Origin of the sequence: Streptomyces sp. DSM 15324 (assembly GCF_001514285.1) — a bacterium.
Taxonomy (GTDB): domain Bacteria; phylum Actinomycetota; class Actinomycetes; order Streptomycetales; family Streptomycetaceae; genus Streptomyces.
Genome location: NZ_KQ949025.1, coordinates 629,240 through 651,797, shown reverse-complemented (window position 1 = coordinate 651,797; position 22,558 = coordinate 629,240). Strand labels below are relative to the sequence as shown.

The 22,558-nt window shown below is 71.7% G+C and carries 25 protein-coding genes and 1 pseudogene; 16 read left to right on the top strand and 10 right to left on the bottom strand.

Translation table 11 applies throughout. The features are described from left to right. Positions 1-350 precede the first annotated feature (350 nt). From rplM to glmM, 3 genes are all read left to right on the top strand, one after another. The gene (gene rplM, locus AQJ58_RS13235; protein ID WP_055632362.1) at positions 351-794 is read left to right on the top strand and encodes a 50S ribosomal protein L13; all 444 of its coding nucleotides are present in this window, start codon (positions 351-353) and stop codon (positions 792-794) included. Positions 795-838: 44 nt separating this feature from the next. Beyond that, on the top strand, positions 839-1,360 hold the full coding sequence (gene rpsI, locus AQJ58_RS13230; RefSeq protein ID WP_067249178.1) for a 30S ribosomal protein S9: 522 nt from the start codon (positions 839-841) through the stop codon (positions 1,358-1,360). 175 nt (positions 1,361-1,535) lie between these two features. Next, positions 1,536-2,894, top strand: coding sequence for a phosphoglucosamine mutase (gene glmM, locus AQJ58_RS13225; RefSeq protein ID WP_067249175.1), 1,359 nt, complete (start codon positions 1,536-1,538; stop codon positions 2,892-2,894). 104 nt (positions 2,895-2,998) lie between these two features. Here the strand turns inward: glmM and AQJ58_RS13220 are convergent, their stop codons facing one another. Together AQJ58_RS13220 and AQJ58_RS13215 are read right to left on the bottom strand one after the other, a co-directional pair. Next, a complete protein-coding gene (locus tag AQJ58_RS13220; protein WP_067249173.1) occupies positions 2,999-3,781 on the bottom strand; it encodes an SAM-dependent methyltransferase in 783 nt (260 codons plus the stop codon). Positions 3,782-3,945: 164 nt separating this feature from the next. Further along, positions 3,946-4,884, bottom strand: coding sequence for a DUF389 domain-containing protein (locus AQJ58_RS13215; RefSeq protein WP_067249171.1), 939 nt, complete (start codon positions 4,882-4,884; stop codon positions 3,946-3,948). A gap of 133 nt (positions 4,885-5,017) precedes the next feature. Here AQJ58_RS13215 and AQJ58_RS13210 point away from each other — a divergent pair, with 133 nt between their 5' ends. The 5 genes from AQJ58_RS13210 to AQJ58_RS13190 all read left to right on the top strand — a co-directional run bounded on the left by AQJ58_RS13210 (position 5,018) and on the right by AQJ58_RS13190 (position 9,255). Next, complete coding sequence (locus AQJ58_RS13210; RefSeq protein WP_234360036.1) at positions 5,018-5,548, top strand: RNA polymerase sigma factor; 531 nt, start codon at positions 5,018-5,020, stop codon at positions 5,546-5,548. Beyond that, entirely contained in the window at positions 5,545-6,402 is an 858-nt protein-coding gene (locus tag AQJ58_RS13205; protein ID WP_067249167.1) for a zf-HC2 domain-containing protein, read from the top strand. The genes AQJ58_RS13210 and AQJ58_RS13205 overlap by 4 nt, the downstream gene beginning before the upstream one ends. Positions 6,403-6,422: 20 nt before the next feature. Beyond that, positions 6,423-7,232, top strand: a complete 810-nt coding sequence (locus AQJ58_RS13200) for an ABC transporter ATP-binding protein (protein WP_420712153.1) — start codon at positions 6,423-6,425, stop codon at positions 7,230-7,232. A 65-nt stretch (positions 7,233-7,297) separates the two neighbouring features. Beyond that, positions 7,298-8,683 carry a hypothetical protein gene (locus tag AQJ58_RS13195; RefSeq protein ID WP_067249162.1) on the top strand — a complete coding sequence of 462 codons (1,386 nt, stop codon included), beginning with the start codon at positions 7,298-7,300 and terminating at the stop codon, positions 8,681-8,683. Next, positions 8,680-9,255 carry a hypothetical protein gene (locus AQJ58_RS13190; protein ID WP_067249160.1) on the top strand — a complete coding sequence of 192 codons (576 nt, stop codon included), beginning with the start codon at positions 8,680-8,682 and terminating at the stop codon, positions 9,253-9,255. Before AQJ58_RS13195 ends, AQJ58_RS13190 begins: the two co-directional genes overlap by 4 nt. 13 nt (positions 9,256-9,268) lie before the next feature. Here AQJ58_RS13190 and coaA read toward each other — a convergent pair whose 3' ends face one another. Further along, on the bottom strand, positions 9,269-10,237 hold the full coding sequence (coaA, locus tag AQJ58_RS13185; protein WP_199844586.1) for a type I pantothenate kinase: 969 nt from the start codon (positions 10,235-10,237) through the stop codon (positions 9,269-9,271). A gap of 177 nt (positions 10,238-10,414) precedes the next feature. Between coaA and glmS the strand changes: the two genes are divergently transcribed. After that, positions 10,415-12,262 (top strand): glutamine--fructose-6-phosphate transaminase (isomerizing), encoded by a 1,848-nt coding sequence (gene glmS, locus AQJ58_RS13180; protein WP_067249156.1) that lies wholly within the window; start codon positions 10,415-10,417, stop codon positions 12,260-12,262. Here glmS and AQJ58_RS45330 read toward each other — a convergent pair. After that, positions 12,245-12,586, bottom strand: a complete 342-nt coding sequence (locus AQJ58_RS45330) for a DUF397 domain-containing protein (RefSeq protein ID WP_079078898.1) — start codon at positions 12,584-12,586, stop codon at positions 12,245-12,247. The two genes, glmS and AQJ58_RS45330, sit on opposite strands and share 18 nt — an antisense overlap. Before the next feature lie 8 nt (positions 12,587-12,594). Next, a complete protein-coding gene (locus AQJ58_RS13165) occupies positions 12,595-13,431 on the bottom strand; it encodes a helix-turn-helix domain-containing protein (protein ID WP_067249155.1) in 837 nt (278 codons plus the stop codon). A gap of 114 nt (positions 13,432-13,545) precedes the next feature. On the opposite strand from AQJ58_RS13165, the gene AQJ58_RS13160 reads away from it, so the two are divergent. Beyond that, entirely contained in the window at positions 13,546-13,950 is a 405-nt protein-coding gene (locus AQJ58_RS13160) for an ATP-binding protein (protein ID WP_067249153.1), read from the top strand. Between the two features lie 48 nt (positions 13,951-13,998). Then, positions 13,999-14,703, top strand: coding sequence for a PH domain-containing protein (locus tag AQJ58_RS13155; RefSeq protein WP_067249151.1), 705 nt, complete (start codon positions 13,999-14,001; stop codon positions 14,701-14,703). 10 nt (positions 14,704-14,713) lie between these two features. Here the strand turns inward: AQJ58_RS13155 and AQJ58_RS13150 are convergent, their stop codons facing one another. Further along, positions 14,714-15,040, bottom strand: a complete 327-nt coding sequence (locus tag AQJ58_RS13150) for a hypothetical protein (RefSeq protein ID WP_067249149.1) — start codon at positions 15,038-15,040, stop codon at positions 14,714-14,716. 32 nt (positions 15,041-15,072) lie between these two features. On the opposite strand from AQJ58_RS13150, the pseudogene AQJ58_RS40685 reads away from it, so the two are divergent. After that, a pseudogene (locus AQJ58_RS40685) lies at positions 15,073-15,201 on the top strand (transposase); the annotation flags it as partial. A gap of 56 nt (positions 15,202-15,257) precedes the next feature. On the opposite strand, the gene AQJ58_RS13145 reads toward AQJ58_RS40685, so the two are convergent. Then, positions 15,258-15,983 carry a sugar isomerase domain-containing protein gene (locus AQJ58_RS13145; RefSeq protein WP_199844575.1) on the bottom strand — a complete coding sequence of 242 codons (726 nt, stop codon included), beginning with the start codon at positions 15,981-15,983 and terminating at the stop codon, positions 15,258-15,260. An 83-nt stretch (positions 15,984-16,066) separates the two neighbouring features. Between AQJ58_RS13145 and AQJ58_RS13140 the strand changes: the two genes are divergently transcribed. Both AQJ58_RS13140 and AQJ58_RS13135 read left to right on the top strand, forming a co-directional pair. Continuing rightward, on the top strand, positions 16,067-16,774 hold the full coding sequence (locus AQJ58_RS13140; protein ID WP_067249148.1) for an SDR family oxidoreductase: 708 nt from the start codon (positions 16,067-16,069) through the stop codon (positions 16,772-16,774). A 24-nt stretch (positions 16,775-16,798) separates the two neighbouring features. Further along, positions 16,799-17,170, top strand: coding sequence for a holo-ACP synthase (locus AQJ58_RS13135; RefSeq protein WP_067249744.1), 372 nt, complete (start codon positions 16,799-16,801; stop codon positions 17,168-17,170). 121 nt (positions 17,171-17,291) lie between these two features. Here the strand turns inward: AQJ58_RS13135 and AQJ58_RS13130 are convergent, their stop codons facing one another. From AQJ58_RS13130 to AQJ58_RS13120, 3 genes are read right to left on the bottom strand one after another with little or no spacing between them, the layout of a single operon-like run. Next, on the bottom strand, positions 17,292-18,077 hold the full coding sequence (locus AQJ58_RS13130) for an ABC transporter permease (protein WP_067249146.1): 786 nt from the start codon (positions 18,075-18,077) through the stop codon (positions 17,292-17,294). Beyond that, positions 18,074-19,030, bottom strand: a complete 957-nt coding sequence (locus tag AQJ58_RS13125) for an ATP-binding cassette domain-containing protein (RefSeq protein WP_067249144.1) — start codon at positions 19,028-19,030, stop codon at positions 18,074-18,076. Before AQJ58_RS13125 ends, AQJ58_RS13130 begins: the two co-directional genes overlap by 4 nt. A 31-nt stretch (positions 19,031-19,061) precedes the next feature. Beyond that, complete coding sequence (locus AQJ58_RS13120; RefSeq protein ID WP_067249742.1) at positions 19,062-19,727, bottom strand: DUF4097 family beta strand repeat-containing protein; 666 nt, start codon at positions 19,725-19,727, stop codon at positions 19,062-19,064. Between the two features lie 230 nt (positions 19,728-19,957). On the opposite strand from AQJ58_RS13120, the gene AQJ58_RS13115 reads away from it, so the two are divergent. Both AQJ58_RS13115 and AQJ58_RS13110 read left to right on the top strand, forming a co-directional pair. Beyond that, positions 19,958-20,728: a MarR family transcriptional regulator gene (locus AQJ58_RS13115; RefSeq protein WP_067249143.1), complete on the top strand. Its 771-nt coding sequence runs from the start codon at positions 19,958-19,960 to the stop codon at positions 20,726-20,728. A 47-nt stretch (positions 20,729-20,775) separates the two neighbouring features. Next, on the top strand, positions 20,776-22,230 hold the full coding sequence (locus tag AQJ58_RS13110) for a bifunctional ADP-dependent NAD(P)H-hydrate dehydratase/NAD(P)H-hydrate epimerase (RefSeq protein ID WP_067249133.1): 1,455 nt from the start codon (positions 20,776-20,778) through the stop codon (positions 22,228-22,230). Positions 22,231-22,558: the final 328 nt, after the last annotated feature.

Below are 22,558 nucleotides of genomic sequence, written 5' to 3'. Positions count from 1 at the left end.
GGCCGCATCTTAGACGGGTGGACACGCCGCGCTCCGCTCCAACTGCCTTTGAAACCTTCTCACCCGGAGATGTCGTGTTTGCCGTGCCGGGGCCCCGTTCCGGCCCGGTCCCGGCCCTGTTCCAGCCCTGTTCCGGCCTCGTTTTGACCCCACCCTTGCGACACGGGTATCCTGCATCTTCGTTGTGTATTGGCTTGCTCATTCTCACGGGACGGGCCCTTACACCGGTCCACCGGGCCGATGACCAGCGACCAGCACGCGGTTTGCGTCACCGCAGTGCGGTCAGGGCTGTCGTGATCGTCTTCGGTGACCTTGTCAGGACCACTCACTCGAAGCGAAGGCTACGAACCGTGCGTACGTACAGCCCCAAGCCCGGCGATGTGACGCGCCAGTGGCACGTCATCGACGCTCAGGACGTTGTCCTGGGCCGTCTCGCCAGCACCGCCGCCTCCATCCTGCGCGGCAAGCACAAGCCGATCTACGCCCCTCACGTCGACACCGGTGACTTCGTCATCATCATCAACGCCGACAAGGTGCACCTGTCCGGCAACAAGCGGACCCAGAAGATGGCGTACCGCCACTCCGGCTACCCGGGTGGTCTGCGCTCCGTCCGCTACGACGAGCTGCTGGACAAGAACCCCGAGAAGGCCATCGAGAAGGCCGTCAAGGGCATGCTCCCGAAGAACACGCTGGGCCGTCAGATGCTCTCCAAGCTGAAGGTCTACAAGGGTGACCAGCACCCGCACGGCGCGCAGCAGCCGCAGCCGTTCGAGATCACCCAGGTCGCGCAGTAACACCGGCCAGACCAAACCAAGCCAAGAGAATCTGAGGAATCACCGTGGCCGAGACCACTGCCGAGCAGCCGCTCGAAGAGACTGAGCTCGTCGACATCGACAGCTACACCACCGAGTCCGAGGTGCCCGTCGAGGGCGAGTACACCTCGGAGTCCCTCGCCTCCCGCTTCGGCGACCCGCAGCCGGCCGCCGGCCTGGGCCGTCGCAAGAACGCCATCGCCCGCGTCCGGATCGTCCCGGGCTCCGGCAAGTGGAAGATCAACGGTCGCACCCTCGAGGACTACTTCCCGAACAAGGTGCACCAGCAGGAAGTCAACGAGCCGTTCAAGGTTCTCGAGCTCGAGGGCCGTTACGACATCATCGCCCGCATCGCGGGTGGCGGTGTCTCCGGTCAGGCCGGTGCGCTCCGTCTCGGTGTCGCCCGCGCGCTGAACGAGGCGGACGTCGACAACAACCGCGGCGCGCTCAAGAAGGCCGGCTTCCTGCGCCGCGACGACCGCGCGGTCGAGCGGAAGAAGGCCGGTCTGAAGAAGGCCCGCAAGGCTCCGCAGTACAGCAAGCGCTAATCACAGCTGCCTGCTCGTACGACCGCCCCGGCGGCACGCCACAGTGCTGTCGGGGCGTTCGTTTTATCTCTGCCAGGGGCGTATAACGGCACAAGATGCTCAAAAGCTTGTGTGACGGATGCCGCTATCCGGTGTAATTGCCCCTTCGGTCATTGACGCTTCCTCAGGAGGACAAGTGGGACGACTCTTCGGTACGGACGGCGTGCGCGGGGTCGCCAACGCGGATCTGACGGCCGAGATGGCGCTCGGCCTGTCCGTCGCGGCGGCGCATGTGCTCGCCGAGGCGGGCACCTTCGAGGGCCACCGGCCGGTGGCCGTCGTGGGGCGGGACCCGCGTGCGTCCGGAGAGTTCCTGGAGGCCGCCGTGGTCGCGGGTCTCGCGAGCGCCGGCGTGGACGTGCTGAAGGTCGGCGTGCTGCCGACGCCCGCCGTCGCCTATCTCACCGGTGTGCTCGGCGCCGACCTGGGCGTGATGCTCTCCGCCAGCCACAACGCCATGCCCGACAACGGCATCAAGTTCTTCGCGCGCGGCGGCCACAAGCTCGCCGACGAGCTCGAGGACAAGATCGAGGGCGTGTACGAGTCCCACACCCACGGTGAGCCGTGGGAGCGGCCCACCGGCGCCGGCGTCGGACGCGTGCGCTCCTACGACGAGGGCTTCGACCGGTACGTCGCCCACCTCATCGCCGTCCTGCCGAACCGCCTCGACGGGCTGAAAATCGTCCTCGACGAGGCGCACGGCGCGGCGGCGCGGGTGTCGCCTGAGGCGTTCACCCGGGCCGGGGCCGAGATCGTGACGATCGGTGCCGAGCCGGACGGGCTCAACATCAACGACGGGTGCGGATCGACGCACCTCGGCAAGCTGAAGGCCGCGGTCGTCGAGCACGGGGCCGACTTCGGCATCGCGCACGACGGCGACGCCGACCGGTGCCTCGCCGTGGACCACACGGGTGAGGAGATCGACGGCGACCAGATCCTCTCCGTCCTGGCGCTCGCCATGCGGGAGCGCGGCGTGCTGCGGTCGGACACCGTTGTCGCCACCGTCATGTCCAACCTCGGGTTCAAGCTCGCCATGGAGCGGGAGGGGATCCACCTGGTCCAGGCCGCGGTCGGCGACCGGTACGTCCTGGAGGAGATGAAGGAGCACGGCTACGCCCTCGGCGGCGAGCAGTCCGGGCACGTGATCATCCTCGACCACGCGACGACCGGCGACGGCACGCTGACCGGGCTCATGCTGGCGGCGCGGGTCGCCCAGAGCGGGAAGTCGCTGCGGGAGCTGGCCTCCGTGATGGAGCGGCTGCCGCAGGTGCTGGTCAATGTGCCGGACGTGGACCGGTCCCGGGTCGGGGACTCGGCCGAGCTGTCGGCCGCCGTCGCCGAGGCGGAGCGGGAGCTGGGGTCGACCGGGCGGGTCCTCCTGCGCCCCTCCGGCACCGAGCCGCTGGTCCGGGTGATGGTCGAGGCCGCCGACATCGAGCAGGCCCGCGCTGTCGCCGGCCGGCTGGCCGACGTGGTGAAGTCCGCGCTGGGATAGTCGGCGGCGCCGGGGCCGATGGGGGCCTGTGCGGTGCGGGCCGCGGGTGCGTCGTGGCGTGTCGCGCGGTTCCCCCGCCCCTTCAGGCCCCCTCACGGGCGCGGTTACGGCTTGCGGCCCACCGCGCCGTACGCGTCCACCCGCGGGCCCGCCGGAGCGTCCGGCTGCGGGCGCCACTCGGTGACCTGGACGACCCCGGGCTCCACCAGGTCCAGCCCCTCGAAGAAGCCGGCGATCTCGGCGACGGTGCGCACGTGGTAGGGGACCGCGCCGCTCTTGTTGTAGGCCTCGGACGCGGCGATCATGCCCTCGCTGGTGGCGGTGCTGTCGCTGATCACCAGATAGCTGCCCGAGGGGAGCCCGGCCATGAGCCGGCCCACCAGGTCGCGTGCCTGGGCGTACTCGGCGACATGGCCCAGCGTGTTGAGGATCATCAGGGCGATCGGGCGGGAGAAGTCCAGGGTGCCCTTGGCGGCCTCCAGGACGGCGTCGGGGTCGTACAGGTCGGCGTCCAGGTAGGCGGTGGCGCCCTCGGGGCTGCTGCTCAGCAGGGCGTGGGCGTGCGCCAGGACGGTGGGGTCGTTGTCGACGTACACGATCCGGGCGTCCGGCGCGGTGCGCTGGGCCACCTCGTGGGTGTTGTCGGCGGTCGGCAGACCGGTGCCGATGTCGAGGAACTGCCGTATGCCCTGCTCGCCGGCGAGGTGGCGGACGGCGCGGCCGAGGAAGTGACGACTGGTCACGGCGACGTCCACCAGCCCCGGGAAGATCTCCTTGATGTGGTCGCCGATCTCCCGGTCGACCTCGTAGTAGTCCTTGCCGCCGACGAAGTAGTTCCAGAAGCGGGCGGAGTGCGGCTTGGACGTGTCGATACGGGTGTGTGGCATGACGGTCTCCTGGCGGCACGGATGTGTGAGCGCAGCGGTGACTGCAGCGGTGTGCAGAGGTGGCTGCGGAGTTGATCGCAGCATTGCTTGCAGAGTCAACCTATGTGAACTGCCGTGCGTCACAGGCAAGTTGAGGATCATCCGCCCCCGCCCGACGTGCGGTTTCAGCCAGTCCGCGCCGAGGGGCGGTGCCGCTGCCACCACACCCGCTGGGCCAGCAGGGTCAGGGTCCCCGCGAGGACGATGCCCAGCAGGTTCAGCAGGAGCTGTTCCGTCGAACCCCACGTCTGTTTCATGTCGCCGTAGCTGAGGGCCACCGCCGCGTTGGCCGCCGCCGGGACCGTGGTGACGCTGATGGCCACGCCCACCAGGGCGCCGGACTTGGCCGAGGTCAGGGAGAGGGTGCCGGCCGCCCCGGCGAGTACGGCGACGATGAAGGAGAAGGCGTCGGGGGCGTAGACGAAACCGGTCTGCGGGCGGTCGGCGTCCAGCTGGGCCTGGCTGAAGAGGCCCAGGGCGTCCATGAAGAGGCTGAAGACGACCGTGGCGGCCATGGCGATCGCGAAGCCGACGAGCAGGGCGTGCAGGGAGCGCAGGGCCAGGCCGGGACGGCGGCGGACGATCGAGGTGGAGATCCCGGCGAGCGGCCCGAACTCCGGGCCCACGGCCATGGCGCCGACGATCAGGACCGCGTTGTCCAGGACCACACCGCAGGCCGCGATCATCGTGGCCAGGGTGATGAAGGCGAGGTAGGTGACGGAGAGCGTCGACTCCTCCTGGGTGGCGTCGGTGAGGTGCTCCCACAGGACCGCGTCCGCGCCCTCGCCCGGCGCCTCCGCCTCGGCCTTGTCGGCACGCAGCGACAGGGTCAGGTCGATGTTCTCGACGGCGATCGAGCCGGTCCGGTCCACGCCCGCCGCCTGTAGCTCGGTGAGCAGCGCGTCACCGGCCTCACGGGCCACGTCGCAGGTGACGACGTCCCCGGCGGGATTGCGGGCCGCCCCCCGCAGCACCACGAGGTGCGTGGCGCCGACGGTGTTCTCGATCAGCCGGAGCACGTCGTCGGTCTTCTCCGACGGGGTGATCAGACGCAGATGCAGCACGGGGGCAGGCTAGTCGCCGTCCCCGTCCCGCCCGCCCCCGCCCCGTGTGACGGGGATCACGCGCCGGAGAAAACGTGCGGCCCGGCGCCGGCGTCTAGCGGGTGTGAGATCAGTCAGGGCAACGCTGCACGAGGTGGACGAGGCACGTCTCCTGCGGCTGGTGGCCAAGGGCGACCGGGCCGCGTTCGAGGAGTTGTACCGGCGTACGTCGCCGTGGCTGGCGGTGCGGCTGCGCCGCCGCTGCGGGGACGAGCAGGTCGTCGCCGAGGTGATGCAGGAGACGTATCTGGCGGTGTGGCGCGCGGCGGGCGCGTTCAGCGGGGCCGCGGTCGGCGGGTCGGCCACCGGCTGGCTGTGGACGATCGCCGCGCGCCGTCTGGTCGACGCGTTCCGGCGCCGCGCCCACCACGCGGAGCCGCCGCCGGCCGCCGCGGCACCCGGTGCGGCACCCGCCGCCGAGGAGGAGGCGCTCGCGGCGAGCGTCGGCGGGGACGTCGGCGACGCGCTGCGCCGCCTCGCGCCGGAACTGAGACAGGTACTCCAGGCCCTGGTGCTCGACGGACTGTCCGTCAAGGAGACCGCGGTCCTGCTCGGGCTGCCCGAGGGCACGGTCAAGACCCGTGCCCGCCGGGCCAGGATCCAGATGCGGAGGGCGCTGGCATGAGCGCGGAACACGCGTCGGCGCGGGTCATCGAAGGGTACGCGCGCGGTGACACGGACCTCGCCGCCGACGAGGTGTGGGCGGTGGAGGCCCATCTGGAGTCGTGCCGGAGGTGCCGCGACCGGCTGGCGGCCGCGGTCGCCACCGGGGTCCCGGCGGTCGCCTCGCTGGTCGACTCGGTGTGGTCCGGCCTCGCACCCGAACTGGCGGCCATCTCCCCGATGCCGCGCCGACGGCACCGGCCGGCCTGGCTGTCGGGCTGGCTGACGCCCGCCATGGTGCCGTGGGTGGCCATGGTCGTCGGCGTGACGCTGCTGGCGCTGCTGCTCGACCGGACCGGCTTCGGCCTCGGCTCCGGGACCGGGCCCGGCTCCGGGGCCGGCTCCGGTCAGGTGTCGCTGGTGCTGCTGTTCGCGCCGGTCCTGCCCGTGCTCGGCGTCGCGGCGTCCTGGTCCCGGGGTCTCGACCCGGCGTACGAACTGACCGCCTCGGCGCCCCGGGCCGGGCTCCCGCTGGTGCTGCGCCGCACCGCGTCCGTGCTCGGCGTGGTCGTCCCCGCGCTGCTGGTGGGCGGCTGGGCGACGGGGGTGACGGCGGCTCAGTGGCTGCTGCCCTGCCTGGCGTTCACGGCGGCGACGCTGGCGCTCGGCGGCGCGGTCGGGGTGACCCGCGCCGCCGTCGCGCTGGCCGCCGTGTGGGCCGCCGTGATCGTGGCGCCGACCGTGGCCGCCGGCGGCCGTACGGCCTTCGCCCTGCGCACGGGCGGTCTGCCCGTGTGGGGGCTGCTCCTCGCTCTCGGCGTCGGTGTCGTGATCGCCCGCAGGGGCGCGTACACCGCCCTGGGAGCCCATCGATGACCACCGGAAGGGAATATTCCATGACGTCCGCGGTGAGCGCGGCCGACCTCGCGCCGACGCCCTACGCCCACGAGATCCGGGCCACCGGGCTGAAGGTCAGGGTGGGTCGCAAACGGATGGCCGTCGACGGCCTCGACCTGTCGCTGGGCACCGGCGTGCACGGCCTCCTCGGCCCCAACGGGGCGGGCAAGACCACCCTCATCCGGACGCTGGCCACCGTCCTGCGCCCCACCGAGGGCGACCTGGAGCTGCTCGGCGGGTCCGTGGGCGGCACGGGCGACGTGCGGGCGCTGCGCCGCCGGATCGGCTATCTGCCGCAGGAGTTCGGCTACTACAAGCGGTTCACGGTCCGCGAGTTCGTCGAGTACATGGCGTGGCTGAAGGAGGTTCCCGGGGCGGACATCCCCGCCGCGGTGCAGCGCGCCGTGGAGCGGGTCGGCCTGGCGGACCGCGCCGACGACCGGATGAGGACCCTCTCGGGAGGCATGGTGCGCCGGGTCGGCATCGCCCAGGCCCTCGTCAACGACCCGGCGATCCTGCTGCTGGACGAGCCGACGGTCGGGCTGGACCCGGCGCAGCGGCTGCGCTTTCGCGAACTGCTCCAGCAGCTGGGCACCGACACCTGTGTGCTCGTCTCGACCCATCTCGTGGAGGACGTGGCCGCCGCCTGCACCGACGTGGTGCTCTTCGCCGAGGGCCGCCTGGTCTTCCAGGGCACCCCGGACGAGCTGGCGGCCGCGGGCGGCCCCGAGGACGTGGGCGACAGCCCCTTGGAACGCGGCTACTCGGCGCTGCTCCAGGCCCCCGGGCAGGGAAGGGGCGCCTGGTGAACCCGCGTGTCGCGCGCGTCCCGCGCGTCCCCCGTGTTTTTGGCCTCCTCCGCCTCCCGCGCGCCATGCGCATCGAGCTGAGGCGCTCGGTCGCCCCCTGGGCCGGTGGCGTGGTCCTGACGACGGCCCTCGCCTTCCTGTACCTGCTGAGGGGCACGTTCGACCAGGGCACCACGGCCTGGACGGCCCAGTGGACGCCCATGGCCCTGTGGCTGCGCTCCCTGCTGTTCTACCTGTGGCCGCTCGCCGTCGGGCTCGGCGCGCTCCAGGGCCTGCGCGACCACCGCTCGAAGATGTCCGAGCTGCTGACGAGCACACCGCGGCCCGCCCGGCACCGCGCGGCCGCGCTCGCCGGCACCACCGCCGCCGCCCTGACCTCGGCCTTCGCGCTGCTCGTCCTCGTGGGCGGGGTCCAGGTGCTCGCCCACACCTCGTACACCCACCTCGGATGGCTGCCCATCTCGCTGGTGGGTGCGTTCTCCCTGGTCGCGGGGTCCGTCCTGGGCATGGGGGCCGCGCGGGCCCTGCCGTCGGTGCTCACGCCGCCCCTGGTGACGGTGGGCGCCTTCGCGTTGACGGTCCTCATGCAGCTGTCGTGGGGCCGGACGCAGCGGGACACGCCGATGGGCATCCCGGTGAGCGAGCCGAACCGGCTCTCGCTGCTGTCCCCGGCCGTGCAGGACGTGCGCGACCCGTTCACCACGCTCTCCGCCGTCGCGCACCTCGGGCAGACGGTGTGGCTGCTCGGCATGGCCGTGACGGGCTTCGCGCTGCTGGTCGCCGCGCGGCGGCGCACCCGGCTGCTGGCCGTGGCGCCCGTCCTGGCGGGCGCGGCCCTCGCCCTGCTCGTCCTGCCCACCGACCCGGACCGGCTGTTCGTCGTCGACAAGACCGCCGCGGAACCGGTGTGCGACGGCCCGGTGTGCGTGACGCGGACCCAGCAGGGGCGCCTCGCCGATGTCGCCGGCCCCGGAAGGAAGGCGCTGAGCCTGCTGCACGCCGCCCTGGGCGACCGGGCGCCGGTCGAGGTCCGGGAGAGCGCCGCGGTGCTGCCGGAGGGCAGCATGCCGAAGTGGTCCGGCAGGACCGTGCCGCTCGACTTCGACGACGCCGGCATCGTCGGCGCGAAGGGCGAGGACATGACCGTGGCCCTGGTCGGCAAGGGCCTGGTGCCGGGGTGTTCCCCCGTCGGCTGGAGCGGCACGGGGGGCGAGGACGTCGCGCGTACCGTCGCGGCCGGCTGGGTTCTCGGAGACCTCGTGTCGTTGCCCCAGGTGTCCGAGAAGCTGCGGCGCTACGTCGACACGGAGGCCCGCCCGGTGTGGAAGGAGTTCCGGACGCTGCCGGAGGCCGAGCAGCGCGCCCGGATCGACGCCATGCGCACCGCCGCGCTCTCCTGCGAGGGGGACGCGCTCGAAGCGCTCCGAAAGACCGGCGGTGCGTCCCGGTGAGATGGCTGACGCTGTACGCCCGCTCGCGCCAGGTCCCCGCCGCGCTCGCCGCGCTGCTGGCCGGCGCGGCGATCGTGTGGGCCCTGGCCCGCGACGGCGGTGGCGGTCCGGTCGATCCGCGGCTGCCCCTGCTCGTCCTCGCCGTGGGGGCGATGGCGGCCTCCACCGGCTTCGGCGGGCAGGACCCGGCGCTGGACCGCACGGCGGCGATCCGCTGGGCGCCCCGCCGGGCGGCCCATGTGCTCCTGGCCGGGGCGGTCGTCGCGGCGGTGCCGCTGATCACGCGGACGGCGGGCGCGGACCTGGCCGGGGCCGCGTTCGTCGTCCGGGACAGCGCGGGCCTGCTGGGGCTGGGCGCCCTGGGCGCGGCGCTGTGGGGTGGTTCGTACGCGTGGACACTGCCGTTCGCCTGGCTGGCGTACGCGTTCTCCGCGCCGCCCCCGACGGGGCTGCCGGCGCGGGTGGCGGGCTGGCTGCTGCTGCCCGCGGGCGCGCCGGCGGCCACCTGGACGGCCCTGGCCCTCGCGGTCACGGGCACCGCGGCCTACGCGGCGGCGGGCCCGAGACGCTGACCGGGGCCGTCTCTCACAGTTTGCGCAGGCTCAGCCGCTGGACCTTGTGGTCGGAGCCCTTGCGGACGACGAGGGTGGCGCGGCCCCGGGTGGGGGCGATGTTCTCGACCAGGTTCGGCTTGTTGATGGTGCGCCAGAAGGTGCGCGCGTAGTCCAGTGCCTCCTCCTCGGAGACCTGGGTGTACTTCGTGAAGTACGAGTCCGGGTTCTGGAAGGCGGTGGCGCGCAGCTTGCGGAACCGGTTGAGGTACCAGCGCTCGATGTCCTCGGCGCTCGCGTCGACGTACACGCTGAAGTCGAAGTAGTCGGCCAGACCGACGCGGGTGCGGCCGTCCTTGCCGGGGAGGGCGGGCTGGAGGACGTTGAGCCCCTCGACGATGAGGATGTCGGGGCGCCGGACGGTCAGCCGCCGGTCGGGGACGATGTCGTAGATCAGGTGGGAGTAGACGGGGGCGGTGACCTCGTCCTTGCCCGCCTTGATGTCGGCGACGAACCGGGTCAGGGCCCGGCGGTCGTACGACTCCGGGAAGCCCTTGCGCGACATCAGGCCGCGGGCCTCCAGCTCCCGGGTGGGCAGGAGGAAGCCGTCGGTGGTGACCAGCTCCACGCGCGGGTGTTCGGGCCAGCGGGAGAGCAGCGCCTGCAACAGCCGGGCGACGGTCGACTTGCCGACGGCCACCGACCCCGCGACGCCTATGACGAACGGCGTGCCGGACTGGGAGCCCTGCTCACCGAGGAAGGTGTTCAGGGCGCCGCGCAGCCCGTCGGTGGCGCCGATGTAGAGGTTGAGCAGCCGGGACAGCGGCAGATAGATGTCCCGCACCTCGTCGAGGTCGATGACGTCGCCCAGGCCGCGCAGTTTCTCGACCTCCTCGGCGGTCAGCGGCAGCGGCGTCTTGTGGCGCAGGGCGCTCCACTCGCGGCGGGTGAGATCGACGTAGGGAGTCGCCTCCGGCCTGTGCCGGTGGGCGCTCCGGGGCATCGCGGAGACCGGTGAGATCACAGTCCATTGTTAACGGAGTTTGAACCGGGGTGGCGGGTGGGGTGTGTCACGCCGATCAGGTCCGGCGCTCGCTGTCGCTGCTACCCCCGGTGGAATATCCGGAATCGGGCACGCGGAGGCGTGTTCGGTGGGGGTTTCGACTCTAGGCTGCCGCGCATGTGCGGAATCGTGGGATACGTGGGGTCGCAGTCGGCGCTCGAGGTCGTCATGGCCGGGCTGAAGCGGCTGGAGTACCGGGGCTACGACTCGGCGGGCGTCGCGGTGCTCGCCGACGGAGGGCTGGCCGCCGCGAAGAAGGCGGGCAAGCTCGTGAACCTGGAGAAGGAGCTGGGGACCCGGCCGCTGCCGACCGGCCCGACCGGCATCGGGCAAACCCGCTGGGCCACGCACGGCGGCCCCACCGACGCCAACGCCCATCCTCATCTCGACAACTCCGGACGCGTCGCCGTCGTGCACAACGGGATCATCGAGAACTTCGCCTGTCTGCGCGCGGAACTCGCCGAGCGCGGCCACGTGCTGTCCTCCGAGACCGACACCGAGGTCGTCGCCCATCTCCTCGCCGAGGAGTTCTCCGTCACCGCCGACCTCGCCGAGGCCATGCGGCTCGTGTGCCGGCGACTTGAGGGGGCGTTCACCCTCGTGGCCGTGCACGCGGACGAGCCGGACGTCGTGGTCGGTGCCCGGCGGAACTCACCGCTGGTCGTGGGGGTCGGGGAGGGCGAGGCCTTCCTCGCCTCGGACGTCGCCGCCTTCATCGCCCACACCCGCTCGGCGATCGAACTCGGCCAGGACCAGGTCGTCGAGCTGCGCCGGGACGGCGTCACCGTCACCGGCTTCGACGGCCGGCCCGCCGACGTCCGCTCCTACCACGTGGACTGGGACGCGTCGGCCGCCGAGAAGGGCGGTTACGACTACTTCATGCTCAAGGAGATCGCCGAGCAGCCGAAGGCCGTCGCCGACACCCTGCTCGGCCGGATCGACGCCGCCGGCTCTCTGACCCTCGACGAGGTCCGCATCGGCGCCGCCGAGCTGCGCGAGGTCGACAAGGTCGTCATCGTCGCCTGCGGTACGGCCTTCCACGCCGGCCTCATCGCCAAGTACGCCATCGAGCACTGGACCCGTATCCCCTGCGAGGTCGAACTCGCCAGCGAGTTCCGCTACCGGGACCCCATCCTCGGCCCCCGCTCCCTCGTCATCGCCATCTCCCAGTCCGGCGAGACGATGGACACCCTGATGGCGCTCCGGCACGCGAGGGAGCAGGGCTCGAAGGTGCTGGCCATCTGCAACACCAACGGCTCGACCATCCCGCGCGAGTCCGACGCCGTCCTCTACACCCACGCCGGGCCCGAGGTCGCCGTCGCCTCGACGAAGGCGTTCCTGACCCAGCTGGTCGCCTGCTACCTCGTCGCCCTGTATCTGGGCCAGGTCCGCGGCACCAAGTGGGCCGACGAGATCCGCGCCGTCATCCACGACCTCGCCCGGATCTCCGGCCAGGTCGAACGGGTCCTGGAGACCATGGAGCCGGTACGGGCGCTCGCCCGCTCCCTCGCCGACAAGAAGACGGTGCTGTTCCTGGGCCGGCACGTCGGCTACCCGGTCGCGCTCGAAGGGGCGCTGAAGCTCAAGGAACTCGCCTACATGCACGCCGAGGGGTTCGCCGCCGGTGAGCTGAAGCACGGGCCGATCGCCCTCATCGAGGAGGACCTGCCCGTCGTCGTGGTCGTCCCCTCGCCCCGCGGCCGGTCCGTCCTCCACGACAAGATCGTCTCCAACATCCAGGAGATCCGGGCGCGGGGTGCGCGGACCATCGTGATCGCGGAGGAGGGCGACGAGGCGGTCGCCCCGTACGCCGACCACCTCGTCCGCATCCCCGCGACGCCGGTACTGCTTCAGCCGCTGGTGGCGACGGTGCCGTTGCAGGTGTTCGCCTGCGAGCTGGCCACCGCCCGCGGCAACGAGGTGGACCAGCCGCGCAACCTGGCGAAGTCAGTGACGGTCGAGTAGGCCGTCGAGGAAGGCGTCGAAAGCCTCGGCCGGGAAGGTGAGGGTGCCTCCGGCCGGGGCTTTCGTGTCGCGTACGGCGGTGAAGGTGGGGGTGGTGGCGATTTCGACGCACTCGTTGCCGTCATCGGGGCCTGAGTAGGACGACTTACGCCAGGGCTTGAGCGTGTCGACGAAGGCGGTGAAGGCCGACAAGGGAAAGGTGAGGGTGGCGTGGCTGGGGTTCTTGGAGTCACGTACGCCGACGCGGGCTGGGGAGCTTGCGATTTCCACGCAGTCATTGCCGTCATCGGGGCCTGAGTAGGACGACTTACGCCAGTTGTCCATGGGGCGCCTCACAGCTCTCTCGTCAGTCGGCGGATGAAGTCACGTGACTGTTGCGGCTCCAGCGATACGGCTTCCATTTTACGGAAGCGAGTTCGAAAGGCTCCGAGTTGGGCCTCGGCGTCGATGAAGGCCGAACCGTGGGGTGTGTCGCGGACCACCGTGTCCAGCTTGGGAACAGGGCCACCCATGTACGTCATAGTGCCTGCGGCCAGACCGAAGCCATCCAGGTCGAAGGGGATGACGCGCACCGTGATGTTGTTTGCCTCGGACCGCTCCAGGAGCCTGGCGAGCTGAGCCCGGGAGGCAGCGCGGTCGCTGACTCTGATGCGAAGGGCGGACTCGTGGATCACCAACTCGTACGGGATGGTGATCTGCTGCCGCGCCATACGGTGGCGCACGCGCAACTCCAGCTCTTCAGGCGTCAGTTCGGGAACCCGGGCGGAGAACACGGCGCGAGCATAGTCCTCGGTCTGCAGCGGGCCCGGAACGTACAGGATCGCCACCTCGTTGCGGAACCTGGCGTGGTGGTCGAGTTCGGCGAGGTCCAGGAACGACGTGGGCAGTAGCCATCGATACTCCTCCCACCAGCCGCGCGTTCGGTCGGTGGCCATCGCCACCAGTGCTTCGACGAACTCCCCGTCCGTGCAGGAGTAGTGGGACGCGAGGCGGCGCAGTCGCTCTTCGCTCACTCCCGCGATGGCGGATTCGATCTGGCTGATCTGTACGGAGTTCACGCCGAGCAGCGCTGCTGCCTCGCGGGCGCTGAGGCCCGCCGCCTCGCGGAGCCTGCGCAGCTCGACCCCGAGGCGCTTCTGACGGGCCGTTGGTTCGCGCCTGGTCCCCATCGACTGCTCCTCCTCGTTCGGGTTCAGATTACGGGATCAGCTTGCCGGGTCATAAAACAAAGGTCTACCGTCAGTGACGCAAAATGCACTCTACGGAATCGAGTTGGAGCCCCCATGCCCGAACCCTGGGAGTACTCCCTCCACATCCCCAACGACCCCCGCGCCGTCACCGTTTCGCGCCACACCCTCCGGGTGATCCTCACGCTCCACGGCCTCACCGCCCTCCTCGACACCGCCGAGCTGCTCGCCGCCGAGCTGGTCTCCAATGCCGTACGGCATCAGAAGGGGCCCGCCGCGCTGAAGGTGCGGTGGCGTGCGGGCGTGTTGCAGATCGGGGCCTGGGACGCGGACCCGGAGCCGCCCGAACCGCCCGTCCGGCTCGACGAGTTGGACGAGGACGCCGAGAGCGGGCGCGGCCTCGCGATCGTTCGCGCCTGCTCCGACCTCTGGCACTGGCAGCCCATGTCCGGATTCGGCAGCCGGGGCAAGTACGTGTGGTGCGAGCTGGCCGCCGCCTGACCGCACATCCGGCCGCTGTAACCTGCCGCCGGAATGAGGGGAGCCGGGATGGGCGAGGGGATCGAGCGGGAGTACCGCAGAGTGCGTACGGTGCCGGTGGTGTACGTCGGCCTGGTGGCTGCGGCGTTGGTCGTCGGGGTGGGCCTGCTGAGACTGACGACGCCGGGCACCAGGCCCTTGGACCTCCTGACCCCGGCGATCTGGGTCGCCGTCGGCACCCGCGTGGCGCTGGAGCACTGGCGGGCGCGGACGTCCGTCACCGTCGAGGGCGTCACCGCGCGCGGGCCGCTGCGGACCCGTACCCGCGCCTGGTCCGAGATCTACGGCATTCGGGTCGAGGGCGGCAGGCGAGGCGGCAGCTCGCGCTGGCCGGCGTACCTGTACGACACCGACGGGCACCGCATCCGCCTCTTCCAGGTCGACGAGCTGCAACTGGCGGACCCGATCGGCGAGATGGCCGACCTGAGCGCGACCGCCGTACGGCTCGGGCTGATGTCCTCCGCGACGCGGCCCGAGCTGGAGGTGCTCATCGCGCGCCGGGCACGGCGGCGCACGGCGTTCCAGCGGGCGGTCGTCGGCTGCCTGATCGTCGCGGTCGCCGCGTTCGTCGTCTTCACCTGGCTGCTCCTCACCGACCGGCCGACGCACACGGTCCTGCTGCTCCTCGGCCTGCCGCTGCTCTGTCTTCCCGTCCTCTTCCTCGCCCTGGACCGGCTGGGCGAGACGCTCGCCGCGCGGCGCGCTTCGGCGTGAGCGCGCCCCCCTAGGCTCGTCGTCCCCGACGGTCCGTCCAGAGCTTCCTGGCACCCCAGGCGCCCACCCCCCATGTCGCCCACAGGCCGATGAGCATCACCCACTGCGGGTTCCCCGCCCCGGCCGCACGGACGGTGGAGCTCACACAGATCAGGGTGTAGACGGCCCCCACGACACCGATCAGCCACAGGTCCCGGGACTGGGCCCACTTCAGCGGGTCGGAGGCGGCCGGCCGCCGTTCGCGCGGCCGGGGAATCCGGTCCGCCTGGCGGGCCGGGAGGGGGGTGCCTCTATGTCCCTCGTCAAGGCGGTGAATGCTCGGGGAGTAGTTGAACATCAGAGAAGCACTGCACGTGAGATGTGTATGCAGGTGGAGGACACCGGCGGCGAGGAGACCGCGAGGTGCTGGCTGCCATCATCTTCGTGGCCACCTCAGGCTGCAGTTGGAACCAACTGCCACCGTGCTTGGGGCTGTCGGGGGTGACGGCGTCCCGCAGACGAATCCAGTGACGGACCTCAACGCGATCACCCGCGAGTCGAGACGCTTGAACGGCTCACAGCATCGGGATGGCTGCCCGGTAGTAGTCGAGGTATCGCTGGTTGACCGCGTCGCCGTCGGGAAGATTGGAGCTGCGCCAAAGAGGCAGGGGCACCTGCTGGGTTGCAGAGAGCCGGGCCAGACGGGCCAGTAGCAGGTCCCACAGGTAGGCGGAGCAGATGGTGGAGATCGATGCGGTCGCTCCGCTCGGTGTGGGCACGACCGCGTCACCAGGCGGGATGACGGTGTCGAGCACCGTGTCCGCTACGTCATCGAGCTTGGCGAAGGATCGTGCGGGTGCCTGTGCCATGTGCAGGCGTGAGGAAACTGCGACGACGTAGGCGCCGCGCTGCTTGAGTTCGTGGGCCGCTTCGACCGGGAACGCGTTCACGCCCGAGTTCGAGAAGACGACGGCGAGATCGCCCGGCTGGACGCCCGCCTGGGCGACCAAGGTCGCCGCCAGCCCGCTGACTCGTTCCAACTCCGTACTCGCCTGGGCGCCGTTCAGCGGTAGCAGCGCCGGATGGAACAAGGGGCGCACGCAGCTCAGTCCTCCGGCGCGGTAGAAGGTCTCCAGGACCGCAGCCACACTGTGGCCCGCCGCGGTGGTGTGCACGATCCGATCTGCGCGCGCCACGTCGAGCAGCCGCGCCGCAACGTCGTCCAGGGCTGCGGTGTTGTGTTCCTCGATCATGCGGAGATGGGCGCGCATCGCGGCCCCGAAGTCGTCACTGAAGTCCACGGATGTTCTCCTTCGCTGGCTCGTGGCAAAACTTAGCACAGTGGTCTAGACCTCTTGCGTTCGTAATGGCTAATCTGGCCTCCATGAACGATCCCGTCTTCCTGATCACCGGAGCGTCCCGCGGTATCGGAGCCGCCACCGCCCGGCTGGCCGTCGGCTCCGGGTACCGCGTGGTGCTGGCCGCGCGGACTCACCACTCCGTGGCCGAACTTGCCGCCCAGCTGGGCGGCCCCGACCGAGTCCTGCCGGTCGCCTGCGATGTCACCGAATGGGACCAGATCAGCGGAATCGTCCGCCAGGTCCAGGACACCTGGGGCCGACTGGACGTTGCCTTCGCCAACGCCGGCTCCAGTGTGGTCACGAGCTTCCTCGGCGCCGACGGCGCACCGCCCGACCAGTGGCGGGACATGGTCCTCGCCAACGTCTACGGCCCCGCCCTGACGGCACGTGCCACCCTGCCCGCCCTGGTCGCCTCCGGCGGTCACCTGGTGTTCACCGGGTCGGCCGCCGGGCGGGGGGTACGCCCGGGCAACCTGTACTCCGCCACGAAATGGGCGGTCAACGGCCTTGCCCAGAACATCCGCGCCGAGTGCGTCGGCACCGGTGTCCGGGTCACCCTCGTCCAGCCCGGCCTGGTCGACACCGGCGGCATCCCGCCCGAACGCGCCCACGACCCGAAACTCGAACCCGGCGACGTCGCCCGCGCGGTGCTCTATGCCGTCACTCAACCCGCCACTGTCGACGTCAACGAGATTCTCGTCCGCCCTGTCGGCCAGGGCGCCTACCGCTAGAAATGACGTCTTAGAGTGCTCGGCATGAGCATCATCGGGGTCGGTATCGACGTGGCCGAGATCGAACGGTTCGCGGCGTCGCTGGAGCGGACGCCGGCGCTCGCGCAGCGGCTTTTCGTCGAGAGCGAGTTGCTGCTGCCGAGTGGGGAGCGGCGGGGGGTCGCCTCGCTGGCGGCGCGGTTCGCGGCGAAGGAGGCGTTGGCCAAGGCGCTGGGGGCGCCGCCGGGGCTGCTGTGGACGGACGCCGAGGTGTTCGTGGAGGAGAGCGGGCAGCCGCGGCTGCGGGTGCGGGGGAGCGTGGCGGCCCGGGCGGCGGAGCTGGGGGTGCGGGGGTGGCATGTGTCGTTGAGCCATGACGCCGGGGTGGCTTCGGCCGTGGTGATCGCGGAGGGGTAGAGCGGAGGGGTGGAGCGGAGGGCAGAGCGGAGGGGTGGAGCGGAGGGCGCGGGGGATGGGGGAGCGCGGCGGACCGCCAGGGCGGTCCTTCGCCATGGCGGTCGCTTCGGGCGGCACGCGGTCAATTCGGGTCGCGGTGGAACTGCGTGGTCGACCAGCGGTAGCCGAGCGCGGTCAGGCCGACGCACCAGGCGAGCGCGATCCAGCCGTTGTTGCCGATGCCGGTGCCGAGCAGCAGGCCGCGCAGGGTCTCGATGGCCGGGGTGAACGGCTGGTACTCGGCGATCGGCTGGAACCAACCGGGCATCGTGTCGGCCGGGATGAAGGCGCTGGAGATGAGCGGCAGGAGGATCAGCGGCTGTGCGCTGTTGGCGGCGGCCTCGGGGTTCGGGCTGGCCAGGCCCATGCCGACCGCGATCCAGGTGAGGGCCAGGGAGAACAGGGCGAGCAGTCCGAAGGCCGCGAGCCACTCCAGGGCGGTGGCGTCGGTGGAGCGGAAGCCGATGGCCACGCCGACGGCGCCGACGAGGACCACGCTGGCGATGCACTGGAGCACGCTGCCCACGACGTGCCCGACGAGCACGGAGCCGCGGTGGATGGCCATGGTGCGGAAGCGGGCGATGATGCCCTCGTTCATATCGGTGGAGACGGACACCGCCGTCCCGACGACGGTGCCTCCGATGGTCATCAGCAGGATGCCCGGGACGATGTAGGCGATGTAGTCGGAGCGGTCGCTGCCGCCGATGCCCGCGCTCATCACGTCGCCGAAGATGTAGACGAAGAGCAGCAGGAGCATGACCGGGGTGAGCAGCAGGTTCAGGGTCAGGGACGGGTAGCGCCGGGCGTGCAGGAGGTTGCGGCGCAGCATGGTGGAGGAGTCGCGGACGGCCAGGGACAGGGCGCTCATCGGGTGCTCTCCTTGGGCTGGGCGGGGACCTGGGCTGGGCCGGTGAGGGCGAAGAAGACGTCGTCGAGGTCGGGGGTGTGCACGGTGAGTTCGTCGGCCTGGATGCCGGCGGAGTCCAGCCGGTCGAGGAGGGAGCGCAGGGCGTGCTGGCTGCCGTCGCTGGGGATCTGCAGGGCCAGCGCCTCGTCGTCGCGGGTGACCTCGCGCAGCTCGGCGGTGGCGCGCTGGTAGGCGGTGGGGTCGGTGAAGCGGAGCCGGACGTGGCCGCCGGGGATGAGTCGTTTGAGTTCCTCGGCGGTGCCTTCGGCGGCGATCTTCCCCTCGTGGAGGACGGCGATGCGGTCGGCGAGCTGATCGGCCTCTTCCAGGTACTGGGTGGTGAGGAGGACGGTGACGCCGTCGGAGACGAGTTCGCGGATGATCTGCCACATGGTGTGGCGGGAGCGGGGGTCGAGGCCGGTGGTGGGTTCGTCGAGGAAGATGATCCGGGGGCTGCCGACCAGGGTCATGGCGAGGTCGAGGCGGCGCTTCATGCCGCCGGAGTAGGTCGAGGCGGGTTTCCTCGCCGCCTCCGCGAGGTCGAAGTGTTCCAGCAGGGCGGCGGCGACCCGTCGGCCCTCGCTGCGGGGCAGGTGGTGCAGGTCCGCCATGAGGAGCATGTTCTCCTCGCCGGTGATCAGGCCGTCGACCGCGGAGAACTGCCCGGTGACCCCGATCGCTGCGCGTACCGCCTGCGGGTCGGTGGCGAGGTCGTGGCCGCCGACACGGGTCTCGCCCGCGTCGGCGCGGACCAGCGTGGAGAGGATCTTGACAGCGGTCGTCTTGCCGGCCCCGTTCGGGCCGAGCAGGGCGAAGATCGTGCCGGCGGGCACGTGCAGGTCGATGCCGTCGAGGACGGTCTTGTCGCCGTAGGACTTGCGCAGCCCGCTCGCCGCGATGGCCAGGTCGGTCATGAGAGGTGCCCCCTGTGTACTCGTCTGCGGATCAGCGGCCGGCGGCGGTGATGTCGCCGTGGGAGGTGGTGGCGCGGATGTCGAGTGCGGCGGTGCCGTCGTTCTTGAGGGTGTTGCTGATACGGCCGTATCCGGTGCCGGCGTCCAGGACGGCCGAGACTCCGGCGGCCGCGGTCACCGAGATGTCGCCCGACTGGGTGCCGAGGACGACCGAGCCGCTCACTGCCTCGGCGATCCGGATGTCGCCGCGTGCGGTGCTGATCTCCGCGGGGCCGCCCAGCCGGCCGATCTCGATGTCCCCGTCGGTCGCGGCGAGGCGGACGCTCGCGGCCTCGTCGATCTTGACCTGCCGGTAGGCGCCCTCGAAGGCGATGTCGCCGAGGCGTCCCACCACCCGGAGTTCGGCGGCGGCGGCCTTGCCGTCGACGCGGGAGCCGGCGGGCAGCTGGACGGTCACCTCGACGGCTCCGGTGTTGCCGAGGAGCCGGTTCTTCGCCGCCGGGGCCTCGACCCACAGCACCCCTTCGGCGTAGGCGACCTCGATCTCCTTCGCCGCCTTCACGTCGCGGTTCTCGGAGGCGTCCGCGGGCCGGACGTCGACGGTGGTGTCGGCGCGGTCGGCGGCGATGAACTGGATGCGGCCGGCGGGGATGTCGAGGATCGCGGAGACCGGGGCGGGGGTGTCGAACTTCTGCATGGTGTGCTCCTTGGCTTCGTCGTCCATGGTGTTTCCGATGATGGAAAGCTACGTTGCGTTCATGAATCCGGCAACAAACTCGTTGCTCTTAATCTCAATCATTGCTGGTAGAAGCTAGTAAATCGTTGCAACGCTTCTGGATCTAACGCAACGACTCCACTCGGTTCGTTGCAATGGATGGGAAGTGAAGGCTAGGCTTCGGACACCCACGGACCACGAAGGAGGCCGCGATGCCGGGAGGCCGACTCACCCAGCAGGAACGCCAGCAGATCGCGCTGGGACTGGCCGACGGCCTCGCCTACGCGGAGATCGCCCGACGCCTGGACCGCCCGACCTCGACCGTCACACGCGAGGTCCTGCGCAACGGCGGCCCCACCGGCTACCGCGCCGACCTCGCCCACCGCGCCACCGAACACCGCGCCCACCGCCGCAGGCGCAGCACCCCCCGGCACGCCGACAGGCCCGCGCTGCCCCACGGGCGGGACGCCGAGGCCGTACGGGCGTACGAGGAGGCGTTCACCACGCTCTTCATGCAGCAGGGCCTGCCCCGGATGGCGTCCGGGGTGCTGGCCTGCGTCTACACCACCGACGAGGGCAGCCTCACGGCGTCCGAACTCGTCCAGCGGCTCCAGGTCAGTCCGGCGTCCGTCTCCAAGGCGGTCGCGCTCCTGGAGAACATGGGCCTCATCCGCCGCGAGCGCGGGGAAGGCCGCCGTGAGCGCTACGTCGTCGACACCGACGTCTGGTACCAGGGGATGATCGCCAGCGCCCGGTCCCACACCCAGCTCGCCGAGACCGCGCGCCGGGGCGTCGGCGTCCTCGGCCCCGACACGCCGGCCGCCGTGCGGCTGGAGAACGTCGCCCGCTTCGTCGACTTCGTCGGCGAGAGCATGGTCCGCGCCGCCGAGCAGGCCCGCGACATCCTCTTCGCGCACACCGGGACAGCCCCCGATGACAGCGCTCCGGCCGACGACGCAGCCGAGCCGCGGTCGGAGCGGTGAGCGGCAACGGACGCGACGCCCAAGGAGGTTGATGTGAGACTTGCGGCATGCGTACTGCCTTCTCTGTGGACACGGTCCGGAGCGCCGAGCGGGAGCTGATGGGGCGGCTGCCCGAAGGGGCGCTGATGCAGCGGGCCGCCGCCGGACTCGCCGTCGCCTGCGCGCAGGCGCTCGGGCGGGTGTACGGACGGCGGGTCGTGCTGCTGGTGGGCAGCGGGGACAACGGCGGTGACGCCCTGTACGCCGGAGCGCGGCTGGCCCGGCGGGGCGCCGGGGTGAGCGCGGTGCTGCTCGCGCCCGACCGGGTGCACGCCGGGGGCCTCGCCGCGCTGCGGCGGGCCGGGGGTGCCGTGGTCGGGGTGGAGGCGGCCGACCAGGTCGTCCGGCGGGCCGACCTGGTCGTGGACGGGATCGTCGGGATCGGCGGCAAGGGCGGGTTGCGGCCCGACGCGGCGGCGCTGGTCGAGGCCGCCGAGCGGTCGGGGGCCGTCGTCGTCGCCGTCGATCTGCCCAGCGGGGTGGAGGCGGACAGCGGAGAGGTGCGCGGGTCCGCCGTACGGGCCGATGTGACCGTCACGTTCGGGACGCACAAGCCCGGCCTGCTGATCGACCCCGCGCGGGAGCACGCGGGCGTGGTGCGCCTCGTCGACATCGGGCTCGGGGACGTCCTGCCGGCGGCGGCCGAACTGGAGGCGCTCCAGCACACGGACGTCGCCGCGCTGCTGCCCGAACCCGGCGGCGCGAGCGACAAGTACCGGCGGGGCGTGGTGGGCATCGCCGCCGGGTCCGCGCGCTACCCCGGGGCCGCCGTGCTGGCCGTCGCCGGGGCGCTGCGGGGCGGCGCGGGGGCCGTACGGTACGTCGGGCCCGCCGGGGAGGCCGTGCTCGCGCGGTTCCCCGAGACGCTGGTGTCGGACCGGGGGCCGCAGAAGGCCGGGCGGGTCCAGGCGTGGGTGGTCGGGCCGGGCGCCGGGGAGGACGCCGCGACCGTCGCCGAGGTGCTGGCGACCGAGGTACCGGTGCTGCTGGACGCGGACGGGCTGCGGCTCGCGGAACGCGAGGCGGTACGGGGGCGCGGCGCGCCGACCCTGATGACCCCGCACGCGGGAGAGGCCGCCGCGCTGCTGGGGGTGACCCGGGAGGAGGTCGAGGGGGCCCGGCTGGCTGCCGTACGGGAACTGGCCGGGCGGTACGCGGCGACCGTGCTGCTGAAGGGGTCGACCACCCTGGTCGCGGGCCCCGCGGCCCCGGGCGGCGGACCGGTGCGGGTGAACGCGACGGGCACACCCTGGCTGGCCACCGCCGGGAGCGGGGACGTGCTGTCGGGGCTCGCCGGGTCGTTGCTGGCGGCGGGGTTGTCGGCGCTGGACGCGGGCAGTGTCGCGGCGTATCTGCACGGACTCGCGGGCCGGCTGGCGGCGCGGGGCGCGCCGGTGGGGGCGCATGACGTGGCGGAGGCGATCCCGGGCGCGTGGCGTGATGTGCGGGACGGGGGGCGCTGAGCGGACCTGCGGTCGGCGGGCGTGTGGCGGGAGGTGCGGCATGGGGGTCGTGAAAGGTACCTGGCGGCGGGGGTGGGCCACGGCCGGTGTCGCGGCGTTTCCGCACGGGCTCCCGGCGCGGGGGTGCGCCACCTGAGGGGTGCGGGACGCGGCAAACGGGATTCCAGGTGCGTGGCGGGGTGTTAGAGGGCGTTGAACGGCACCTGGCGGCGGGGGTGGCGGCGTGGAGGCACCTGGCGGCGGGGATGGCGGCGCGGAGGCACGGCCGGTGTCGCGGCGTATCCGCACAGGCCCCGACGCGGGGCGCGCCAGTACGGGGTGCGGGACG